The following is a 19,356-nucleotide window of genomic DNA, read 5'->3' as shown; positions in this document are numbered from 1 at the left end:
TGAACATGCTTCGCCTTTCCAAAATGGCCACATCTTCACAGCTCACGGCGGTTCATCACGGCCCTGATGACATCCATCTGAAATCCGATCGGCCACAAGGGAGCCGAATCGCGTGTCGATACGTCTACTCGGCAACGTCCGAGAACGTGCGACGGAGGTGCAGGGCGATGGCCGGATTCCGGAGTCTCGCGAGACAGGTGCGTGATCCGCTGAGCGATTTGGCACTGCGACGGTACTCGCTGCGCAAATGCCTGGAGAGGTTCGCCCCCTACGGCCACCGGGCGACCTGGGACCATCTGTGCTCCCGAGCGGGCTTCGGCCCCGAGGACAGGTCACCCGACCCGGCGCGGCTCGTGGCCGCGCTCGATGAACTGGAAGCGGCGCGGGCCGTCTGGCTCGCCTACGAGGAGGGCTTCGCGGAGCGCCGCCGCAAGGAGAAGCACGACGGGCTCCGCAGCCCAGGCAGCGTGGACGACTGGCACCGCTGCACCTGGGGAGGGTGTGGGGTCGCCTGGTGCGACGACCCCGGCGTCCACCCGTCCGAACCACTCGCCGAGGTGCTGCGCCGCCTGATCGCGGCGCTCGAGCGGGAGCCGGGCACGGTCTGCCCGGTGTGCGCGAGGACCGACCTCATGTGGACCTACGGCCTGGCGCACGAGCCCTCTTCGGGTGCCGTCTGCACGGGCTGCGGAATCGTGGTGCCGGCCCCGGTGCTCACGCCCGCCGCGATGGCGCGGGCGCGGCGGGAGCGGTGGGAACGCCCGCTGGTCTCGGCATGACGGCCTGTCCTCGAGTGAGGTCCGGGCGCACGGCGGCTAGGGCGTCGCCACGTCCGTCTGTATGGCCAGCTTGAACTCGGCGAACATGAGCGGCGCGGCGATCTTCACGTCGCCCGGTCCGCGCGCCGAAATCTTCAGGCCGACCGGTGTCTGCGGGTGGACGAACATCTGCCACACGTGCGTCCGGTACTGCCCGCCTCTGGTGGGAACCCAGTCGGTGGTGGCGGTCGAGTCGTACCCGGTGGAACCGCCGAGCGGATCGCGCACGTAGCGGGCGCGGTACTCGGTGGGCCGGCCGTCCGGCTCCCAGTAGATCAACGCCGACAGGGTGCCCCATCCGTCGTGGCTCGGCCAGATGAGCCCTGACCTGGCGTCAGGGAACTTCGACGGGGTGGTGCCCCCCTTGCTCGGGTCGTGCATGTGCCAGGGGTCGTACGACTCCTCGGCGTCGGCGTACGGAAAGCGCACGAGGTGGTAGCCGTCGCTGTCGTACGTGATCTTCTGTGCTCCCGTGTGCGCGGCGCTCCACAGCAACGAGCAAATGGCGATTCCCATCGGCCTTCCCCCTGTGTGTCGTCGTCTGTGCTGTCCTGTGCTGATGCAGGTATGTCTGAACGGCGCCCGCGGCGCGGGCGATGGAGCACTGATCCCGTTGTCGCCCGGGGCGATCGCCGAGTCCGTGGCGGATGCCGTCGCGGCCGGCGCGCGGGATGTTCATGTTCACCCCAAGTCCCCTTGTGGGCAAGACACCTTGGCGCCGCGCGCGGTTGCGGCCACGCTGGAAGCGGTCCGTTCCGTGACCTCCGTGCCCGTCGGGGTGACCACGGGCTCCTGGGCCGAACCGGACCCCGCCCAGCGGGTGGCGGACATCCGCGCGTGGACGGTGCTGCCCGACCACGCCTCGGTCAACTGGCACGAGCCGGGCGCGGAGGCGGTGGCCGAGGCGCTCCTGGACCGGGGTGTGGGCGTGGAGGCGGGCATCTGGTCCGGCACGGACGGCGCCGAACACTTCAGGATGTCGGCGCTCGGCCCGCGCGTCCTGCGGGTCCTCGCGGAGGTGACGGACCCCGACCCCGCCACGGCCCGCGACTCGGCCCGCGCCCTCCTGGCCGCGATCGGCGCGGCACACGGCCGCCCCGTCCTGCTGCACGGCGAGGAGGGCGGCACGTGGCCGGTGCTGCGCCTGGCGGGACGCCTGGGTCTGGCGACCCGCATCGGCCTGGAGGACACGCTGGTCCTGCCGGACGGTGAACGGGTCGCGTCGAACGCTCAGTTGGTGTCGACGGCACTCTCCGTGCTCAGCACGCCGTCCCAGTAGGGGTGGGCCCAGCGGTCGTCGTGGGGCAGGGCGAGCAACTCGATCCGGGTGACGAGGTCCGGGTCCGCGCCGACGACACGCAGGCGGGGCGGCGCGTGCTCGGCGAGCCACGACTGCAGCTCGCGGACGGGCTCGTCGCCGGTCCCCGTCCACCACGGGATGGCGCTTCCGGCGTCGTCGCCCAGCAAGTCGTCCACCCACGTGTCACAGGCTCGGGCGAGTTCCTCGTCGCCGGTCCCGCCCACGGCCCAGCGGGTGAGGAGTGGCGTGATGGTGCCGCCCATGTCGGCGCAGTAGGCGAAGACGTCCGTGATGTCGTACGGAGAGGTGCCCTGGCAGCCCTGGCACAGGAAGTCGTCCCACCAGGCGTCGATGAACTCCCGTACGGCAGCTGCCTGTTCCGACGGCCAGTCGGGCCACCCCGCACGGCCGAGACCGCAGGCGGAGTATCCGAGCCCTTCACCGGGGCCGCCCGTGGCGAGCCACCTGGAGAACTGCGGCAGCAGGCGGCGGATCACGGCCGGGTGGTCGTCGAAGTGGCTTGGCACTTCGTGCGCGAACATGCGCAGCAGGTCGTCCGGTAGCGGTGCGTCCGGACGGCGCAGCAGTGCGATGTCCCGCTCCGCGTAGCAATGGGTGCAGCCTGTCTCGCCCGCGGCGGCGGTCATGCCGCCGAAGACGGTGCGGATGCGGTCGAGTGCGGCGGCGAGGCGGGGTGTGGCGGCCATCGGTGGACGCTAGCAGTCGCATATTCGATCGCTCCAACGCTTTGCGGTGGGCACAGTTGGCAGGGATGACCGACCTACACATGCGTACTCACCCAGCAGCACGCAGAACCTAGGAGCCCGTTCCATGTCGACGCTGCGCGTCACCGCCGAAGTGCTGACCATCCACGAGCATCCCAACGCCGACGCCCTCGAACTGGCCCAGGTGGGCCTGTACCGCGCCGTCGTCGCGAAGGGCGCGTATCGCACCGGCGACACGGCCCTCTACATCCCCGAGCAGTCCGTGCTTCCGGCGGACCTGATCGAGGAGTTGGGGCTCACCGGGCGGCTCGCGGGCGGCAGGTCGGACCGGGTCAAGGCGGTACGGCTGCGGGGCGAGCTGTCACAGGGCATCGTGTGCCGGCCGCGTGCGCTCGCGGAGGTCGACCTGGCGCGGGCCGCGGCGGAGGGCACGGACTTCGCGGAGCGGTTGGGCGTCGTGAAGTGGGTGCCGCCGATCCCGCCCACCATGAACGGCGAGGTCGAGGCCGCGTCCGATCTGCTGCCGTGGGTCGACATCGAGAACGTGCAGCGCTACCCGGACATCTTCGCGCCCGGGGAGCCGGTGGTGGTCACGGAGAAGCTGCACGGTTCGGCTTGCCTCCTGACGTACGTGGCCGGGGGCAGGGTGTACGTCTCCTCGAAGGGCTTCGGCTCCAAGTCCCTCGCCCTGAAGGAGGATCCGCGGAACCTCTACTGGCGCGCGGTCCACGGCCACGGGGTCGCGGAGGTGGCCGCCGCGCTTGCGGAGCGGCTCGGTGCGCGTCGGGTCGGCGTCTTCGGGGAGGTGTTCGGAGCGGGGGTCCAGGATCTGACGTACGGGGCGGACGGGCGCCGCGAGAGCCTCGGTTACGCGGTCTTCGACGTGAGCGCGGAGATCGACGGCGAGATCCGCTGGCTGGACCCCGCAGCGGCTCTGCTCGCCGGCGAACTCCCCCTGGTCCCGCGCCTGTACGAGGGCCCGTACGACGCGGCCCGCGTCCTGGAGGTGGCCATGGGCCGGGAGACCGTGTCGGGCCGCGCCCTGCATCTGCGCGAGGGCGTAGTGATCCGCCCCGCTGCCGAGCGGTACTCCCCCGTGACGGGGGGCCGCGCGATAGCGAAGGCGGTCAGCCCCGCGTACCTGACGCGAAAGGGCGGCACGGAGTACGAGTAGCCCTCTGCGGGGTGCAGCCTCACCCTCCCGATTGCCGGAAGGGGTGGGGCGGCGGCCCGCAGTCGGCAGCGTGACGTGAGGGGACGTGCCGGTATGTCCGCCCGGAGCACGGCTCGCGACACTCCGGTGCCGAAGAAACCCCACGGCCACCGGACGACAGCGAGAACGGACATACCGACACGGCCCCGCCCCCAAGACGAACCCGCACCGCCCAGCCTCAGCCTCGGCGAAGCCGCACCGCACCGCCTCAGCCACGGCGAAGCCGCACCGCATCGCCTCAGCCACGGCGAAGCCGCACCGCACCGCCCATCCTCAGCCACGGCGAAGCCGCACCGCACCGCCTCAGCCACGGCGAAGCCGCACCGCATCGCCCCGCCCCGCACCGCCTCAGCGTCCGCTCTCGTCCGTCACCGTCACCCCGTCCGCGATCCCCACCACCAGCACCCGCGTCCCCGCCTCCAACGGGCGCCAGCGGTGCGGTAGTTCTGCCGCGCAATACAGCGTGTCCCCGCGGTCCAAGCGGTACGTGGAGCCGTCCGCCTCCACCTCCGCCGAGCCGTCCGCCACGTACAGGATCTCGTCGTTGCGGTGACGGTACTCCCGGCCCCAGTCGTGCTCCCCGGTGAACTCCAGTGCGTGCAGCCGCTGGTGGCCCCGGACCAGCGGCCGCATCCGGGCCTCGCCACCGCCACCACCCCCGCCATCGCCCCCGCCCTCACTCACCGAAGCCGAGTCGCCCCGCACCACATCCACCGGCCTCGGCGGATCAGCCGAGGCCAGGAGCTGGACCGCCGTCGTGTCCAGGGCATCGGCGATGCGCTGCAAGGAACCCACGCTGGGCCGGGAGCGGCCGTTCTCCACCTGGCTGAGGAAGGGCGCCGAGACCCCGGCCCGCGCCGCCACGTCCGCCAGCGTCAGGTCAAGGGCTCGGCGGAGCCTGCGGATGCCGGGACCGACCCGCGGGACGCCCGCCGCACTTTCATCACTCGTACCCATGTCGCTCAGCCTATCCGTGGGGTTAATCTCTTCGGCACCACTTAAGAAAGTTAAGTGAAAGTGACTGCCCATGAGTGAACCGGACCGAGAGGACGGGACTTCCATGACCCGCGTGGACCAGAACCAGCGCCGCCGCCGAGGCACCGGCCTGATGGCCCTGGACGAGGACGCCAGTTACAGCGGCTACACCCTCTTCGCACCGCTCACCGGCACCGGCGAGGTCTACCTCATCGACGCCCGCGGCGAGATCGCCCACCAGTGGAACCTCCCGCACCGCCCTGGACGCCACGCGCGGATCCTGCCGAACGGAAACCTCGCCTACAACGGCGTGCTGCCGGACGAGCCCGCCCTCTTCCCCATGTGGCACAAGTACCGCGGCGGCATCATGCAGGAGATCGCCCCGGACGGCACGGTCCTGCGCGAGCACCGCGACCGCCTCCAGCACCACGACGCCCACCACTACGGCGACGGCCGCCTCCTCTACACCGCCCTCGAACCCCTGACCGGCGCCGACGCCGCAGCCGTACAAGGCGGCGTACCCGGATCCGAGGCCGCCGACGGCACCATCTGGGCCGACACCATCGTCGAGGTGGACGCCGACGGGAACACCACCTGGGAGTGGAAGGTCTCCGAGCACCTCGGCCGCGCGGACTTCCCCCTCCACCCCGACTACGCCCGCGAGCACTACCCCCTGATCAACAGCGTCCTGCCGACGGGCGACGGCAACATCCTCGCCAGCTTCCGCTCGGTCTCCGCCGTCGTCGTCATATCCCGCGAGACCGGCGACATCATCTGGCGCTCCGAGCCCGGCGTCGTCTCCCAGCAGCACTGCCCCACCGAGCTGCCGAACGGCAACTTCCTCGTCTTCGACAACGGCGTCTTCCGGCCGCACTGGGACGTGCCGTTCAGCCGGGTCGTCGAGATCGAGCGGGCCGGCGGCAAGGTCGTCTGGGAGTACCACGACCCGGCCCGGGAGTCCTTCTTCGCGCCGTTCATGGGCAGCGCCCAGCGCCTCCCGAACGGCAACACCCTCGTCACCGACTCCCCCGCGGGCCGCCTCTTCGAGGTCACCGCGGACGGCTATCTGTGCTGGGAGTACGTCGTGCCGTTCTTCGGCGGCTATGAGGAGGAAGAGGTCCGCAAACTCTTCCCCTCCGAGCCCAACGCCGTCTTCCGCGCCTACCGTTACGCCCCCTCCGAACTGCCCTGGCTCGACCACGACCCGACTCCCGCACCAGCGGAGGGCTGAGCCCGTGGTGGCCGCCGTCGACGAGCGCCTGCCGCTCCCACGCCTCGCGCCGCTCGCCCTCCAGCATCTGCTCGCCGGGATCGCGGCGCCCGTCTCCTCGGTGATCCTGATCGGCACGACGCTGCGTCTGACCGCCGGTCAGACGGCCTCGCTGCTCAGCGCCACGCTGGTGCTGTGCGGCATCGGAGCCCTGCTCCAGTCCCTCGGGGTCCGGGCGCTGCGCGTCGGCGCCCGGCTGCCGTTCCTGATGCTGCCGGGCGGGGCCGCGGTAGCGATCTTCCTGCAGATCGGCAAGGAGTACGGGGCCGCGACGGCGTCCGGTTCCGTACTCATCGCCGCGGCTTTCCTCATCTGCGTACTGCCCTTCTACGGACGGATCGTGCGCCTCTTCCCGCCGCTCGTGATGGGCACGACGGTCGTCCTGATCGGCATCAACATGATCAAGGTGACCGCCCCGATGGTGGCGTCGGGCCCCGGCCCCGGCTTCGCGACGCTCGGCGTCATCGCGGTCCTCTTCCTCGTACTGCGCGGCGTATGGCGGCAGATGGCGGTGCTCCTCGGTCTCGTCGGCGGAACGGCCATCGCGCTCCTGCTCGGCACGGACATCCACCTCGCGTCCGGCGCCGCGTTCGCGCTGCCGGACCCCTTCCCCTACGGCGCCCCGCACTTCGACCTGCTCGCCGCGATCCCACTCCTGGTCTTCGCACTCGCGTCGCTCGCCGAGGCCACCGGCCAGACGGTGCTCAACAGCGAGGCCGTCGGCCGCACCCCGGACGCGGGCCGGGACGTACCGCGCATCGCCCGCGCCGACGCCCTCGTCTCGCTGGGCGCCGGTGTCTTCGGCACGTCGCTGATGGTGACCAGCGCCGAGAACATCGGCATCGTCCAACTGACGCGTGTACGCAGCCGGTTCGTCACCGCGGGCGCGGGCGTGCTGCTCATCGTCTGCGGCCTGCTCACCCCGCTGACGCGGCTGCTCGCCGCCATCCCCGAGCCGGTGGTCGGCGCCGCGGGCCTGGTGATCTACGCGGTGATCGCGGTCCTCGGCTTCAGCATGCTGTCCCGGGTCGACCTCACGCACGGCACCGACAGCGTGGTGGTCGCCCTCGCGCTGGTCGTGGGGCTGCTGCCGGTGATGACACCCGACCTGTACGCGCCGCTGCCCTCCTGGGCGCACACCATCTTCGGCAGCGGAGTGGCCGCGGGCGCGCTGGCCGCGGTGATCCTGAGCGCGGCCTTCCGGCACTTGGGGCCGAAAGAGCCGCCCGAGGTCACGACCGGGGTCGGCGCTCCACCAACAGACGGGAGCCGGTGAGGCGTTCGCCGAAGATGTCGTCCGGGTTGGAGAGCACGCACGTCTCCAGGGAGAGACAGCCGCAGCCGATGCAGTCGGTGAGGTGGTCGCGCAGTCGGCCCAACTGGTTGATGCGCTCGTCCAGTTCCGAGCGCCAGGTCTCCGAGAGGCGCGCCCAGTCCTCGCGGGTGGGGGTGCGCTCCTCGGGAAGCGAGTCCAGCGCCTCGCGGATCGTGGCGAGCGGGATGCCGACGCGCTGTGCGGCGCGCACGAAGGCGACACGGCGCAGCGCGTCACGGTGGTAGCGGCGCTGGTTGCCCGACGTGCGGCGGCTGGTGATCAGGCCCTTGGACTCGTAGAAGTGCAGGGCGGACACGGCCGCGCCGCTGCGCGCCGAGAGCTGGCCGACCGTGAGCTCGTGGATCTTCTCTGGGATCTGGGGCACCCCTCCAACCCTAATGGCTGGTCCGTCGGCCAAGCGCTCGGTCCGTTGACACACGTCGACGCACACCGCATGCTGAGCAAGCGCTTAGTTCGAATACTTTGAGGAGGCCAGGGACATGGCAGAGCCGAGGATCTTCGCGTCGCCCGACGACCTGCGTGCCGGGGTCGGCGAGCAGCTGGGACACAGCGACTGGCTGGAGGTCGACCAGAAGCGGATCGACCTGTTCGCCGACGCGACGGGCGACCACCAGTGGATCCACGTGGACGCGGAGAAGGCGGCACAGGGCCCCTTCAAGACGACCATCGCGCACGGCTATCTGACCCTGTCGCTGCTGCCGAGCCTGGTGCCGCAGGTCATGCGGGTCGAAGGCATGAAGATGGGTGTCAACTACGGCACCAACAAGGTCCGTTTCCCCTCGCCGGTGCCCTCCGGCTCCCGGGTGCGGGCCACCGCCGTGCTCAAGGAGGTCGAGCAGACCAAGGACGGCGGCGTGCAGGTGACCGCCGTGGTCACCGTCGAGCGCGAGGGCAGCGAGAAGCCCGCCTGCGTCGCGGAGTCGGTCTCCCGCTACTACTTCTGAGAGCGCCCGGGACTACGTACGAGAGCGCCCGGCAGCCTCGGAGCTCAGGAGACCCGCTCCTGGGCTCCGACCATCCGCAGCACGAGGTCGGCGTAGAGCGCGCCGACCTCGTCGGGCGTCCGGGTGCCCGCGACGTTGAACCAGCGGGCCACGTCGATGCAGAGCGAGAGCACGGCCAGCGTGGTGCCCGGCACGTCGGGGACGTCGAACTCCCCGTCCCGCACCCCGTCGTTGATCATGTCCCGCACGGCCGCGTCCGACTGGCGTCGCAGCGCGACGATCTCCGTGCGGTGCTCCTCGCCGAGCGCGTCCAGCTCGTACTGGACCACGCGTGCGGTGGTGTGGTGGTCGGCGTGCCAGCGGACGAAGGAGCGTACGGCGTCCGCGAGCCGCTCCGCCGCGCTGCCCGGACCGTCGGCCGCGGTGCGCAGGACGCGCAGGGCCTTGTCGTGGCCGATCCGGCTGATGCGGTGGAGCAGCTCTTCCTTGGTCTTGTAGTGGATGTAGAGCGCCGCCGGGCTCATGCCGGCACGGCCCGCGATGTCCCGGGTCGTCGTCGCGTGGTATCCACGCTCGGCGAAGGCCTCGACAGCGGCGATCAGCAGCCGCCGCGCCGCATCAGGCGTGACCTCGCCCCATGGCAGGTCCTCGCCCTCGGTCTGCTCCGCCGTGCTCATCGCCCACTCCTTCCGCCGGTCGGGAGGGACACCATACCCCTGACGGTGAGCAAGCGCTTAGGACGCGGTCAGGCCACCGGCTTGAACGGGTCGTGTTCGGCGAGGATCTTCTCCAGGCGGGCCTGGTCGACGCGGCTGACGAGCTGGCCGGCCTCCTGCTTGTCCCGGACCACCTTGGCGAGGGTGAACGCGGACGTCGTCAGGTACAGGACGGAAATGGCGAGGAAGGCGCGGATCCAGCCGCTGACGTCGAGGCTGTAGATGCCGATCGCCGTCGCGCCGAGCGCCACGGCGAACGACGCGACCGCCTGACCGTAGTAGGCGGTGGTGCTCTGCTGCTTGACCGGTGTCTCACTCATGGTCCGAGCATCGCCCGTGAGCGGGCCCGCCACATCCGCCCCCGTACTCAGCTCCCGTACTCAGGTCATGGCCTGCTCAGAACGCCCAGACTCCGGTCAGCGCCCGTCCGATGACCAGCTTCTGGATCTGGCTCGTGCCTTCGTAGAGCGTCATCACGCGCGCGTCGCGCAGCAGCTTGCCCGCGGGGTACTCGTCGATGTAGCCGTAGCCCCCGAAGACCTGGAGCGCGTTGTTGGCGGCGCGCACCGCGGCCTCGGAGGCGAACAGCTTGGCCTTGGAGGACTCCGTGGTGAAGGGCTGCCCGCGGTCGATGAGGTCGGCGACCCGCCAGGTCAGCAGGCGCGCCGCGTCCACGTCCACCGCGATGTCGCTGATCAGCTCCTGGACCAGCTGGTGCCCCGCGATGGCCTTGCCGAACTGCTCGCGCTCGGTCGCGTATGTCACCGCCGCGTCGAGGGCGGCCTGGGCGATGCCCACGCACCCGGCGGCGACCGACATCCGCCCCTTGGCGAGGGCCGACATGGCGACCGAGAAGCCCTTGCCCTCGGGCGCCATCATGGCCGACGCCGGGACGCGGACGTCCTCGAGGACCAGCTCGGCGGTGGCCTGGCCACGCAGACCGAGCTTGCCGTGGATGGTGCGGCGGCTCAGGCCGGGGGTGTCGGTGGGCACGAGGAAGGCGGAGACGCCCTTGTGTCCGGGGGTGTCGTTCGTGCGGGCGAAGAGCAGTACCACGTCGGCCCACGTGCCGTTCGTGATGAACATCTTGGAGCCGTTGACGATGTAGTCATCGCCGTCGCGCACGGCCTTCGTCGAGAGGTTCCCGGCGTCGGAGCCCGTGCCCGGCTCGGTGAGCCCGAAGCAGCCGACGAGCTCCCCCGAGGTGAGCCCCGGCAGCCACTGCCGCTTCTGCTCCTCGCTGCCCCAGTACGCGATGGTCTTGGCCACGAGGCCCAGCGAGACCGACACGATGCCGCGCACGGACGAGTCACCGCGCCCCAGCTCCTCGGTCACCAGGCAGTAGGCGAGGTGGTCGCCGCCCGAGCCGCCGTACTCCTCGTCGATGGTGAGCCCGAGGAAGCCGACCTCGCCGAGCTTCTTCACGACGGCCCTGTCCACGCTCTCGGCCCGGTCCCACTCGATGACGTGCGGGGCGATCTCGCGGGCCACGAAGTCCTTGGCCAGCTGCCGGACGGCGGTCTGCTCCTCGCTGAGCTCCAGATTCATCGCGTGGCACCTCTTCGGGTCTTCGGGTCGACTCTTCGGACCGGTCTTCGGATCGGTCTTCGGATCGGTCTTCGGATCGGTCTTCGGATCGGTCTTCGGATCGGATTTAAATTAGCACTGCTAGTTTACTGCGGCAGCCCTACTATGTGCCGCATGGCCCGACCGCGCAAGCCCCTCCTCAGCAGAGAACGCATCGTCGAGACGGCGCGCGCGCTCGTGGACTCCGAGGGCCTCGCCGCCGTCTCGACGCGGCGCCTCGCCGCCGAGCTCGGGGTCAGCGGACCCTCGCTCTACAACCACTTCCGCACGAAGGACGAGATCCTGGAGGCGGTCGCGGACTCGGTGAGCGCGCAGGTCGACCTGTCGATGTTCGAGGCCGCCGACGAGCGCGATTGGCGGACGGCGCTGCACGACTGGGCCGTCTCCTACCGCGCGGCGCTCACCCTGCACCCCAACATCGTTCCGGTGCTCGCATCGGGGCCCGGCCGCCGTCCGGCCGGACTGCGGCTCGCGGACGCGGTGTTCGGAGCCATGGTCGACGCGGGCTGGCCCGCCGCGCAGGCCACGTCGATCGGCGCGCTGATGCGGTACTTCATCATGGGCTCGGCGCTCGGCTCCTTCGCCGGCGGCTTCGTCGACGACGAGACCGCGTACGACCCGGCCGACTATCCGCACCTCGGCCAGGCCCACCTCCTGGCCGAGCGTCAGCAGGAGATCGACGAGCGGGCCTTCGAGACGGGCCTGCGGGCGCTGCTCGACGGCCTGGCGCTCCAGTTCACACAGGTGGCGGCGCCCACTGGATGACGGCGGGGACCCACCGGATGACGGCGGGGCCCACTGGGCGATGGCCATGACTCACCGGACGACCGTTCGGCGCGCACCGAACGGTTCCCGGCGCATCCTGGAGCCATGACGGATCCCGCCACCTCCCGCCTCGCCGCGCTCGCCGGGCTCATCGCCGACGAGACGCGCGCCGCCTGCCTGCTCGCGCTGCTCGACGGCCGGGCCTGGACCGCGGGCGAGCTGGCACGGCACGCGGGGGTAGCCGCGTCCACGCTGAGCGAGCACCTGGGGAAACTGGTCGCGGGCGGCCTTCTCGCCGAGGAACGGCAGGGCCGCCACCGCTACGTACGCCTGGCCGACGCACCGGTGGCTCAGCTGATCGAGGACCTGACCGCGTACGTGACGCCGGGCGGGGCTGCGCCCAGGCCGCCCCGCACACTGCGGGAGTCCAGCGCGAGCGGGGCGATGGCGCGGGGCCGCACCTGTTACGACCACCTCGCGGGCCACTTGGGGATCACGATCACCGAGGCGATGACGGAGCGCGGGCTGCTGCGGCAGGACGCGGGGTTCGCGCTGACCGACGAAGGGATCGGCTGGTTCGGGGAGTTGGGCATCGGCCTGGATCGCGCAGGCCGGCGCCCGCTGGCCCGCGCCTGCCTCGACTGGACGGAACGCAAGCCGCACCTCGCGGGGGTCGCGGGCGCGGCGCTGTGCCGTCACGCGCTGGACGCGGGGTGGTGTGTGCGGATCGGGACGGAGCGGGCGGTCAAGGTCACGCCGTCCGGGGCGCGGGCGCTGGAGACCCACCTCGGCGTCCACACAAAGACGGTTCCGGCGACGTCCACCAGGACGTAGCCGGAACCGCCGGGTGCGGCGCCGGTGGCGTCAGCGGGAATCCGAACCCGCCCGATCGGCAAGGACCTTGATGGAGATCAGGGCGATCACCGCGAGGCCGATGATGTACGCGGAGACGGCCATCGAGGTGCCCGTCGCCTCCAGGAGCAGCACCATCACGAACGGCGCGAGCCCGCCGCCGAACACGGCCGCGATCTGGTAGCCGAGCGAGGCTCCCGTGTAGCGCATCTCGGCCGTGAACAGCTCCGCGAAGAGCGCGGCCTGCGGCCCGTACATGATGCTGAGGAAACAGCTGGTCACGAAGGTGCCGACGGCCAGCCACAGCAGCGAACCGGTGTCGATGAGCAGGAACATCGGCACGGCCCAGACCGCGAGGCCCCCCGCGCCGAGGGCATAGATCTTCAGCCGTCCGATGCGGTCGGAGAGCGCCGCGGACGCCGGGATCAGGGCGAGTTGGGTGAGGCTGACGCAGAGCGAGACGGTGAGGACCGCGCTGCGTTCCATGTCGAGTTCACGGGTCGTGTAGTCGAGGACGCCGGTGATGATGATGTAGAAGGTCGCGGTGTTCACCGCGAAGGAGCCACCGGCCAGGAAGACCGTGCCGAGGTGGTGGCGCAGGATGGTGCGCAGGGGCGAGTTGCCGCCATCGCCGCCCGCTCCCTTCTGGCTCTTCTCCTTCTCGGCGAGCGCCCTCTCCGCCTCGCGGAACTCGGGCGTCTCCTCCACCTGCGTGTGGATGTACCAGGCGAGCACGAGCACGAGGAGGCCGACCATGAAGGGCACCCTCCATCCCCATGCCTCGAAGGAGCTCTCGCTGGTGAGGGCCCCCGCGATCAGGAAGACCGTGTTGGCGGTCACCACGCCGATGGGGACGCCCAGTTGGACCAGGCTGCCGTAGAGGCCGCGCTTGCCCTCGGGGGCGTACTCGGTGGCCATGAGCATCGCGCCGCCCCACTGGGCGCCGACCGCGATGCCCTGGAACACGCGGAGGACGACGAGCAGGATCGGCGCGGCGATGCCGACCGTCTCGTACGTGGGAAGCAGGCCGATGCCCGTGGTGGAGAGGCCCATCAGGGTCAGCGCGAGGACCAGCATGGGCTTGCGGCCACGCTTGTCGCCGAGGTGACCGGCGATGATGCCGCCGATGGGCCGGGCAAGGAACCCGACGGCGAAGGTGGCGAACGCTGCGAGCACTCCGGCGGACGAGCTGCCGGAGGGGAAGTAGAGATCGCCCAGGACGAGGGCGGCGGCGATGCCGAAGACGAAGTAGTCGTACCACTCGACGGCCGAGGCGAGAGCGGCCGCGGTGGCCACCTTGCGGCGGTGGGGATCCGCCGGTGACGCGGGAGCGGGAGCGGGGAGGGGCGCTGCGGAGGTCGGTGCGGGGTCCATGCGGGTGCACACTCCGGTGGGTCCGGGGACGGGACAGGGGGTGGGCGTGTGATTGCAGGGACCGTACCGACCAGTGGGTATGTGGTCAACGGTTCACACGGTTTCTTGCCCCGGGGCAGCAAACGGCGCCCCGGGGTCCACTCCTCCTCAAACGCCGGACGGGCCGAGAACGCCTAGAACACCACCAACGCCCGGCCCCCCTTCCCCGCGACCATGTTCTCGAAGGCCGCAGGGATGCCGTCCAGGGCGATCCGGTCCGTCACCAGGCCGCTCAGGTCGAACCGCCCCGCCCGGATGTGGTCCGCCAGGACCGGCAAGTCCGCCGCCGGATCAGAGTTCCCGTACACACACCCGGCCAGCGTCCGTCCCCAGTGAAAGATCTCCAGGGCATTGAAGGTGACCTGCTGATCCTTGCCGCCGATGCCGACCACCGTCGTCCGCCCGCCGCGCCGCGTCGACTCCCACGCCGTACGAATCGTCACCGCACGCCCCACACACTCCACCGCCACGTCCACGCCCTGACCACCAGTCAGCTCGCGGATGCCCTTCGCCGTCTTCTCCGAAGCGACCACGTACTCCGTCGCCCCGGCAGACCGCGCCAACTCCTCCTTCTCCGGGGAGACATCGACCGCGATGATCTTCGAGGCGCCCGCGATCCGCGCCGACTGGAGCGTCGCGAGGCCCACTCCCCCGACGCCGAAGACCGCCACCGTCTCACCCTCGCGCACCTTCGCCGAGTGGTGCACGGCGCCGTACCCGGTGAGCACGGCGCAGCCGAGGAGCGCGGCGTCCGTCAGCGGGACGCCGTCCGGGGCCGGCAGGACGCAGTTGCCCGCCACCACCGTCTCCTCCGCGAACGCGGCGACGTTCAGGCCGGGATGGAGGTCCGCGCCGTCCGAGGCGCGGCGTGCGTACACGTCGGCCGCACCGGCAAGCGCGTTCACGCACAGCCACACCTCGCCGAGCGAGCAGGCGTGACAACTGCCGCAGGACGGAGCCCAGTTGAGGACCACCCCGTCGCCCGGCGCGACGTGCGTGACCCCTTCTCCCACGGACACGACCGTCCCCGCGCCCTCGTGCCCGAGCACGGCGGGCACGGGCACCCGCATCGTGCCGTTGGTCAGGGACAGGTCGGAGTGGCAGACCCCGGCCGCGGCGAGGCGCACCCGCACCTGGCCGGGGCCCGGCTCGGGCAGGTCGATCTCGGTGATCTCCAGGGGAGAGCCGACGGCGGGCAGAACAGCGGCGCGGACCACGGTGACGTACTCCTCAGAAAGCGCGGAACAGGGACTCAGAACTGGAGGGACTTCGTCTGGAGGTATTCGGTGAGCCCGTGCGGGCCCAGCTCGCGCCCCACCCCCGACTGCTTGTAACCCCCGAACGGGGCAAGGGGGTTGAAGCTGCCGCCGTTGATGTCGACCTGCCCCGTGTCCATGCGGCGGGCGAACGTGACCGCCTCCGCGTCGTCGGCGGCCCAGACCGCGCCCGCGAGCCCGTACACGGTGCCGTTCGCGATCCGCAGGGCGTCGTCCTCGTCCTCGTACCGGATGATCGAGACGACCGGACCGAAGATCTCCTCCTGGGCGATCGTCATCTCGGGGGTGACATCGGCGAAGACCGTCGGCTGGACGAAGTAGCCCTGCTCGCGCGGCACCTCGGAGCCGCCGGCCACCACGCGGGCGCCTTCCTCGACCCCCTTGTCGATGTAACCGCGCACGCGCGCCTGCTGCTTGGCGTTGACGACGGGCCCGATGCGGGCGCCGTACTTGGCGGCGGCGTCCGCGGCGAGCGAGACCGCCTCGTCGTAGCGCGCGGAGTCGACCAGCATGCGGGTCCACGCGCTGCACGTCTGGCCGGAGTTGGACATGACGTTGGCGACGCCCACGTTGACCGCCTTGGCCAGGTCGGCGCTGGGCAGGATGACGTTGGCGGACTTGCCTCCGAGTTCCAGGGCGACGCGCTTGACCGCGGCGCCCGCGGCCCTGCCGATCTGCTTGCCGACCGCCGTCGAGCCGGTGAAGGAGACCAGGTCGACGTCCTCGTGCTCGGCGAGCGCCTGGCCCGCGACCGGGCCGAGTCCGGTGACCAGGTTGAAGACACCGGCGGGGATGCCCGCCTGGTGCGCGGCCTCGGCGAAGAGCTGGGCGGTGAGCGGGGTGTCCTCGGCGGGCTTCAGGACCACCGTGCAGCCCGCGGCGAGCGCCGGGGCCACCTTGTTGACGATCTGGTGGAGGGGGTAGTTCCAGGGCGTGATCGCGCCGACGACGCCGACCGGCTCCAGGTAGACGGTGGAGTTGCCGATCTTCTCCTCGAAGGCGTACGTCGCGGCGAGCTCGGCGTACGAACCGGAGACCAGGATCGGCACACCCGCGTGCACCATCTGCGAGAACGGGAGCGGGGCGCCGAGTTCCGCCGTCACCGTCTCGGCGATCTCGTCCTTGCGGGCGACCAGCTGGTCACGGAGGGCACCGATGAGCGCGCCTCGCTCGGCGGGCGGGGTCGCGGCCCAGGCGGGGAAGGCCTCGCGGGCGGCCCGTACCGCCGCGTCGATGTCCTGTGCCGTGCCTGCGGGGACCTGGCCGATCGGCTGCTCGTCGGCCGGGTTCAGGACCGTGATCGTGTCCGTGCCGATGGCGGGCCGCCAGGCGCCGCCGATGTACATGCCGTCGTGGGCCTTCATCGCACTCCTCAGGTAGTCGTCCACACCTCGTCCGCACCCCAAACTAGCGCTGATAGTTTTTCGGCACCAGGGGCGCCTGGAGCAAGCCGGAAGCGGGGCATTCACCCCGGCCCGTCACCTACCCCGCATGCGCTCCGCCGAAATTCGATTTCGTGCACGTGACAGACACATGTCAAAGCGTCAACTCCCTTGATCTACGCCTGTAGAGCCGACATTCTGCTGATCGCGCCGGGAGCGGAACGCACCGCTCCCGGCTGTGTGTGCGATCACGCACACGCCCCCACAGTTGCGCCGCCCGAACCGGGGCGCGCGCCGCCTATGAGGAGGACTCCCTCGTAATGGCAATGCTGCGCAGCAAGAAGACCGTGATCGCCGCCGCGATCTCGACCGCCACCGCCGCCACTCTGCTCGGTGCGGTCGCCGCCCTTCCGGCCCAGGCCGCTCCCTCCGAAGGCACCGTGATCGGGGCCGGTTCGGCCGACGCCGTCAAGGGCAGCTACATCGTCACGCTGAAGAAGAACTCGGGCTTCAAGGCCGCCTCGTCCCAGGGCAAGGGTCTGATATCCGAGTACGGCGGGTCGGTGCAGAAGACCTTCAAGTCCGCGCTCGACGGATACACCGTCGAGCTGAGCGCGGGTGAGGCGAGACGCCTCGCCGCCGATCCCGCGGTCGCGTCGGTCGAGCAGAACCGCACCGTCCGGGCGGACGCGACCCAGAGCAACGCGCCTTGGGGCCTGGACCGCATCGACCAGACGAGCCTGCCCCTGTCCGGCACCTACACCTACCCGGACACCGCGGGCTCGGGCGTCACCGCGTACGTGATCGACACGGGCGTGCGCATCACGCACTCCGAGATCAGCGGGCGCGCGGTGAACGGCTATGACGCGGTCGACGGCGACAACACCGCCCAGGACGGCAACGGCCACGGCACGCACGTGGCCACCACCATCGCGGGCAAGACGTACGGCGTCGCCAAGAAGGCGAAGGTCGTGGCCGTCCGCGTGCTCGACAACAACGGCTCCGGCACGACCGCCGGTGTCATCGCGGGCATCGACTGGGTGACGAAGAACCACGCGGCGGGCGCCCCCGCCGTGGCCAACATGTCGCTCGGCGGCGGCGCGTCCACCTCGCTGGACAACGCGGTGAAGAACTCCATCGCCGACGGTGTCAGCTACGCGGTCGCCGCGGGCAACGAGGGCGTCAACGCCTCCTCGTCGTCCCCGGCGCGGGTCCCCGCGGCCATCACAGTGGGCGCCACCAGCAACACGGACGCCAAGGCCAGCTGGTCCAACTACGGCTCGGTCCTCGACATCTTCGCGCCCGGCGTCTCGATCAAGGCGGGCTGGCACACCGGCGACACGGCCACCAACACCATCTCCGGTACGTCGATGGCCACTCCGCATGTCGCGGGTGCCGCGGCGGTCTACCTGGCGGGCCACTCGTCGGCCACGCCCGCCCAGGTCTCGTCGGCCCTCGTGAACGGAGCCACCTCGGGCAAGGTCACGAGCCCGGGGACCGGTTCGCCGAACAAGCTCCTGAAGCTCGTTCCGTAGCCCCGATCCGCCCGTAGTACCCCGTTCCCCGGAGGCAGCCGGCGCCTCCGGGGAACATCCGCGCGTCCGCTCGCGCGGCGGCCTTCTCCTTTAAGCTTCACCTCAACTCCGGGATTCCGGAAGGCTTCTGCAAGTTTTCGATGGAGGTGGGGAAGTGAGCCGGTCCAGGAGCAAGGTGACCATCACGGAGATAGCCCGGCAGGCCGGCGTCTCGGTGCCGACGGTGTCGCGGGTGGTCAACGGCCGGTCCGACGTCTCGGAGGAGACCCGCGCCCGCATCGAGGACCTGCTGCGGGAGCACGGCTACGAGCGGCGCGCGACCGCCCCCGGCAGCCGGGCCGCCCTCGTCGACCTGGTCTTCAACGACCTCGACAGCCCCTGGGCCGTGGAGATCATCCGCGGTGTGGAGGAAGTGGCGCACGCGGCCGGCGCGGGCACGGTCGTCTCCGCGATCCACGGCGCGTCCGGCTCGGCCCGCCAGTGGATGAAGAACCTGCGGGCCCGCGCTTCGGACGGCGTGATCCTGGTGACCTCCGTCCTGGAACCGATGCTCCACGACGAGCTGCGACGGCTCGGCGTGCCGCTCGTCGTGATCGACCCGGCAGGATCACCCGCCCTCGACGCACCGACCGTCGGCGCCACCAACTGGGCGGGCGGGATGGCCGCCACGGAACATCTGCTCTCCCTGGGGCACCGCAGGATCGGCTTCATCGCGGGGCCGCCGAGGCTCCTGTGCTCCCGGGCCAGGCTCGACGGCTACCGGGCGGCGCTGGAGAGCGCGGGTGTGCCCGTCGACGACGCGCTGATCGTGCCGGGCGACTTCTACCACGCGTCCGGGTTCGCCGGAGCGGGCGAACTGCTCGGCCTCGCCGAGCCGCCGACCGCGCTCTTCGCCGCCAGCGACCAGATGGCCCTCGGGGCGATCGAGGCCCTGCGGCGGCGCGGCCTTCGCGTACCCGAGGATCTCAGCGTGGTCGGCTTCGACGACCTGCCGGAGGTCAGCTGGTCGGCGCCGCCGCTGACGACCGTGCGCCAGCCGCTGTCCGACATGGGGAAGCTGGCGGCCCGTACGGTGCTGCGGCTCGCGCTCGGCGAGGAGCCCGCGTCGCCCCGCATCGAACTGGCCACGGAACTCGTGGTGCGGTCGAGCACGGCACCGCGCGCCTGAAGCCGCCTCCGCCCCGTCCCTGCCACCGTCCCCGAACTCCCTTTCCTGTCAGGAGCGTTGACACGCCCGGACGCCGCCCG

At 71.0% G+C, this 19,356-nt stretch carries 20 protein-coding genes; 10 read left to right on the top strand and 10 right to left on the bottom strand.

The annotated features are described in order from the left end of the window. The first annotated feature begins 167 nt into the window (after positions 1 to 167). Positions 168 to 779, top strand: coding sequence for a hypothetical protein (locus AC5P1C_RS27745; protein WP_493868668.1), 612 nt, complete (start codon positions 168 to 170; stop codon positions 777 to 779). A gap of 36 nt (positions 780 to 815) precedes the next feature. Here AC5P1C_RS27745 and AC5P1C_RS27740 read toward each other — a convergent pair whose 3' ends face one another. Continuing rightward, positions 816 to 1,334 (bottom strand): hypothetical protein, encoded by a 519-nt coding sequence (locus AC5P1C_RS27740; protein WP_493868667.1) that lies wholly within the window; start codon positions 1,332 to 1,334, stop codon positions 816 to 818. A 40-nt stretch (positions 1,335 to 1,374) separates the two neighbouring features. Between AC5P1C_RS27740 and AC5P1C_RS27735 the strand changes: the two genes are divergently transcribed. Continuing rightward, positions 1,375 to 2,097, top strand: a complete 723-nt coding sequence (locus AC5P1C_RS27735) for a 3-keto-5-aminohexanoate cleavage protein (RefSeq protein WP_493868721.1) — start codon at positions 1,375 to 1,377, stop codon at positions 2,095 to 2,097. On the opposite strand, the gene AC5P1C_RS27730 is transcribed toward AC5P1C_RS27735, so the two are convergent. Beyond that, on the bottom strand, positions 2,049 to 2,825 hold the full coding sequence (locus tag AC5P1C_RS27730) for a hypothetical protein (RefSeq protein ID WP_493868666.1): 777 nt from the start codon (positions 2,823 to 2,825) through the stop codon (positions 2,049 to 2,051). The genes AC5P1C_RS27735 and AC5P1C_RS27730 overlap by 49 nt on opposite strands. Before the next feature lie 124 nt (positions 2,826 to 2,949). Here AC5P1C_RS27730 and AC5P1C_RS27725 point away from each other — a divergent pair, with 124 nt between their 5' ends. Then, positions 2,950 to 4,017 (top strand): RNA ligase (ATP), encoded by a 1,068-nt coding sequence (locus AC5P1C_RS27725; protein ID WP_493868665.1) that lies wholly within the window; start codon positions 2,950 to 2,952, stop codon positions 4,015 to 4,017. 387 nt (positions 4,018 to 4,404) lie between these two features. Here AC5P1C_RS27725 and AC5P1C_RS27720 read toward each other — a convergent pair whose 3' ends face one another. Further along, entirely contained in the window at positions 4,405 to 5,013 is a 609-nt protein-coding gene (locus tag AC5P1C_RS27720) for a helix-turn-helix domain-containing protein (protein ID WP_493868664.1), read from the bottom strand. Between the two features lie 103 nt (positions 5,014 to 5,116). Here AC5P1C_RS27720 and AC5P1C_RS27715 point away from each other — a divergent pair, with 103 nt between their 5' ends. Continuing rightward, on the top strand, positions 5,117 to 6,262 hold the full coding sequence (locus AC5P1C_RS27715) for an aryl-sulfate sulfotransferase (RefSeq protein WP_493868663.1): 1,146 nt from the start codon (positions 5,117 to 5,119) through the stop codon (positions 6,260 to 6,262). A gap of 4 nt (positions 6,263 to 6,266) precedes the next feature. Next, positions 6,267 to 7,577: a uracil-xanthine permease family protein gene (locus tag AC5P1C_RS27710; RefSeq protein WP_493868662.1), complete on the top strand. Its 1,311-nt coding sequence runs from the start codon at positions 6,267 to 6,269 to the stop codon at positions 7,575 to 7,577. Here AC5P1C_RS27710 and soxR read toward each other — a convergent pair. Beyond that, complete coding sequence (gene soxR / locus AC5P1C_RS27705; protein WP_493868661.1) at positions 7,534 to 8,001, bottom strand: redox-sensitive transcriptional activator SoxR; 468 nt, start codon at positions 7,999 to 8,001, stop codon at positions 7,534 to 7,536. The genes AC5P1C_RS27710 and soxR overlap by 44 nt on opposite strands. A 115-nt stretch (positions 8,002 to 8,116) precedes the next feature. Between soxR and AC5P1C_RS27700 the strand changes: the two genes are divergently transcribed. Continuing rightward, positions 8,117 to 8,581, top strand: a complete 465-nt coding sequence (locus tag AC5P1C_RS27700) for a MaoC family dehydratase (RefSeq protein WP_249590894.1) — start codon at positions 8,117 to 8,119, stop codon at positions 8,579 to 8,581. Positions 8,582 to 8,625: 44 nt separating this feature from the next. Here the strand turns inward: AC5P1C_RS27700 and AC5P1C_RS27695 are convergent, their stop codons facing one another. The 3 genes from AC5P1C_RS27695 to AC5P1C_RS27685 all read right to left on the bottom strand — a co-directional run bounded on the left by AC5P1C_RS27695 (position 8,626) and on the right by AC5P1C_RS27685 (position 10,845). Next, complete coding sequence (locus AC5P1C_RS27695; RefSeq protein ID WP_493868660.1) at positions 8,626 to 9,258, bottom strand: TetR/AcrR family transcriptional regulator; 633 nt, start codon at positions 9,256 to 9,258, stop codon at positions 8,626 to 8,628. 68 nt (positions 9,259 to 9,326) lie between these two features. Beyond that, positions 9,327 to 9,617: a YiaA/YiaB family inner membrane protein gene (locus AC5P1C_RS27690; protein WP_493868659.1), complete on the bottom strand. Its 291-nt coding sequence runs from the start codon at positions 9,615 to 9,617 to the stop codon at positions 9,327 to 9,329. Positions 9,618 to 9,693: 76 nt separating this feature from the next. Continuing rightward, positions 9,694 to 10,845, bottom strand: coding sequence for an acyl-CoA dehydrogenase family protein (locus AC5P1C_RS27685; protein WP_493868658.1), 1,152 nt, complete (start codon positions 10,843 to 10,845; stop codon positions 9,694 to 9,696). Positions 10,846 to 10,998: 153 nt separating this feature from the next. On the opposite strand from AC5P1C_RS27685, the gene AC5P1C_RS27680 reads away from it, so the two are divergent. Beyond that, positions 10,999 to 11,649, top strand: coding sequence for a TetR/AcrR family transcriptional regulator (locus AC5P1C_RS27680; RefSeq protein WP_493868657.1), 651 nt, complete (start codon positions 10,999 to 11,001; stop codon positions 11,647 to 11,649). 105 nt (positions 11,650 to 11,754) lie between these two features. Further along, complete coding sequence (locus AC5P1C_RS27675; RefSeq protein ID WP_493868656.1) at positions 11,755 to 12,483, top strand: ArsR/SmtB family transcription factor; 729 nt, start codon at positions 11,755 to 11,757, stop codon at positions 12,481 to 12,483. Between the two features lie 30 nt (positions 12,484 to 12,513). Here AC5P1C_RS27675 and AC5P1C_RS27670 read toward each other — a convergent pair whose 3' ends face one another. The 3 genes from AC5P1C_RS27670 to AC5P1C_RS27660 form a co-directional block, all read right to left on the bottom strand. Beyond that, positions 12,514 to 13,875 (bottom strand): MFS transporter, encoded by a 1,362-nt coding sequence (locus AC5P1C_RS27670; RefSeq protein WP_493868655.1) that lies wholly within the window; start codon positions 13,873 to 13,875, stop codon positions 12,514 to 12,516. Positions 13,876 to 14,048: 173 nt separating this feature from the next. Beyond that, positions 14,049 to 15,131 carry a Zn-dependent alcohol dehydrogenase gene (locus AC5P1C_RS27665; RefSeq protein WP_493868654.1) on the bottom strand — a complete coding sequence of 361 codons (1,083 nt, stop codon included), beginning with the start codon at positions 15,129 to 15,131 and terminating at the stop codon, positions 14,049 to 14,051. Positions 15,132 to 15,166: 35 nt separating this feature from the next. Then, the gene (locus AC5P1C_RS27660) at positions 15,167 to 16,555 is read right to left on the bottom strand and encodes an aldehyde dehydrogenase family protein (RefSeq protein WP_493868653.1); all 1,389 of its coding nucleotides are present in this window, start codon (positions 16,553 to 16,555) and stop codon (positions 15,167 to 15,169) included. A 338-nt stretch (positions 16,556 to 16,893) separates the two neighbouring features. On the opposite strand from AC5P1C_RS27660, the gene AC5P1C_RS27655 reads away from it, so the two are divergent. Next, positions 16,894 to 18,108 carry a S8 family peptidase gene (locus tag AC5P1C_RS27655; protein WP_493868652.1) on the top strand — a complete coding sequence of 405 codons (1,215 nt, stop codon included), beginning with the start codon at positions 16,894 to 16,896 and terminating at the stop codon, positions 18,106 to 18,108. A 154-nt stretch (positions 18,109 to 18,262) separates the two neighbouring features. Further along, positions 18,263 to 19,276 carry a LacI family DNA-binding transcriptional regulator gene (locus AC5P1C_RS27650; RefSeq protein ID WP_493868651.1) on the top strand — a complete coding sequence of 338 codons (1,014 nt, stop codon included), beginning with the start codon at positions 18,263 to 18,265 and terminating at the stop codon, positions 19,274 to 19,276. Positions 19,277 to 19,356: the final 80 nt, after the last annotated feature.

Source organism: Streptomyces sp. A18 (assembly GCF_059026065.1).
The sequence above is the reverse complement of the archived record's forward strand: the minus strand, read 5'-3'. Positions and strand labels throughout refer to the sequence as shown.

What these genes read in the sequence shown, in the direction of transcription:
- AC5P1C_RS27745 (WP_493868668.1), top strand. Translation starts at nt 168, where the DNA reads ATGGCCGGATTCCGGAGTCTCGCGAGACAGGTGCGTGATCCGCTGAGC.
- AC5P1C_RS27740 (WP_493868667.1), bottom strand. Translation starts at nt 1,334, where the DNA reads ATGGGAATCGCCATTTGCTCGTTGCTGTGGAGCGCCGCGCACACGGGA.
- AC5P1C_RS27730 (WP_493868666.1), bottom strand. Translation starts at nt 2,825, where the DNA reads ATGGCCGCCACACCCCGCCTCGCCGCCGCACTCGACCGCATCCGCACC.
- AC5P1C_RS27725 (WP_493868665.1), top strand. Translation starts at nt 2,950, where the DNA reads ATGTCGACGCTGCGCGTCACCGCCGAAGTGCTGACCATCCACGAGCAT.
- AC5P1C_RS27720 (WP_493868664.1), bottom strand. Translation starts at nt 5,013, where the DNA reads ATGGGTACGAGTGATGAAAGTGCGGCGGGCGTCCCGCGGGTCGGTCCC.
- AC5P1C_RS27715 (WP_493868663.1), top strand. Translation starts at nt 5,117, where the DNA reads ATGACCCGCGTGGACCAGAACCAGCGCCGCCGCCGAGGCACCGGCCTG.
- AC5P1C_RS27700 (WP_249590894.1), top strand. Translation starts at nt 8,117, where the DNA reads ATGGCAGAGCCGAGGATCTTCGCGTCGCCCGACGACCTGCGTGCCGGG.
- AC5P1C_RS27695 (WP_493868660.1), bottom strand. Translation starts at nt 9,258, where the DNA reads ATGAGCACGGCGGAGCAGACCGAGGGCGAGGACCTGCCATGGGGCGAG.
- AC5P1C_RS27690 (WP_493868659.1), bottom strand. Translation starts at nt 9,617, where the DNA reads ATGAGTGAGACACCGGTCAAGCAGCAGAGCACCACCGCCTACTACGGT.
- AC5P1C_RS27685 (WP_493868658.1), bottom strand. Translation starts at nt 10,845, where the DNA reads ATGAATCTGGAGCTCAGCGAGGAGCAGACCGCCGTCCGGCAGCTGGCC.
- AC5P1C_RS27680 (WP_493868657.1), top strand. Translation starts at nt 10,999, where the DNA reads ATGGCCCGACCGCGCAAGCCCCTCCTCAGCAGAGAACGCATCGTCGAG.
- AC5P1C_RS27675 (WP_493868656.1), top strand. Translation starts at nt 11,755, where the DNA reads ATGACGGATCCCGCCACCTCCCGCCTCGCCGCGCTCGCCGGGCTCATC.
- AC5P1C_RS27670 (WP_493868655.1), bottom strand. Translation starts at nt 13,875, where the DNA reads ATGGACCCCGCACCGACCTCCGCAGCGCCCCTCCCCGCTCCCGCTCCC.
- AC5P1C_RS27660 (WP_493868653.1), bottom strand. Translation starts at nt 16,555, where the DNA reads ATGAAGGCCCACGACGGCATGTACATCGGCGGCGCCTGGCGGCCCGCC.
- AC5P1C_RS27655 (WP_493868652.1), top strand. Translation starts at nt 16,894, where the DNA reads ATGGCAATGCTGCGCAGCAAGAAGACCGTGATCGCCGCCGCGATCTCG.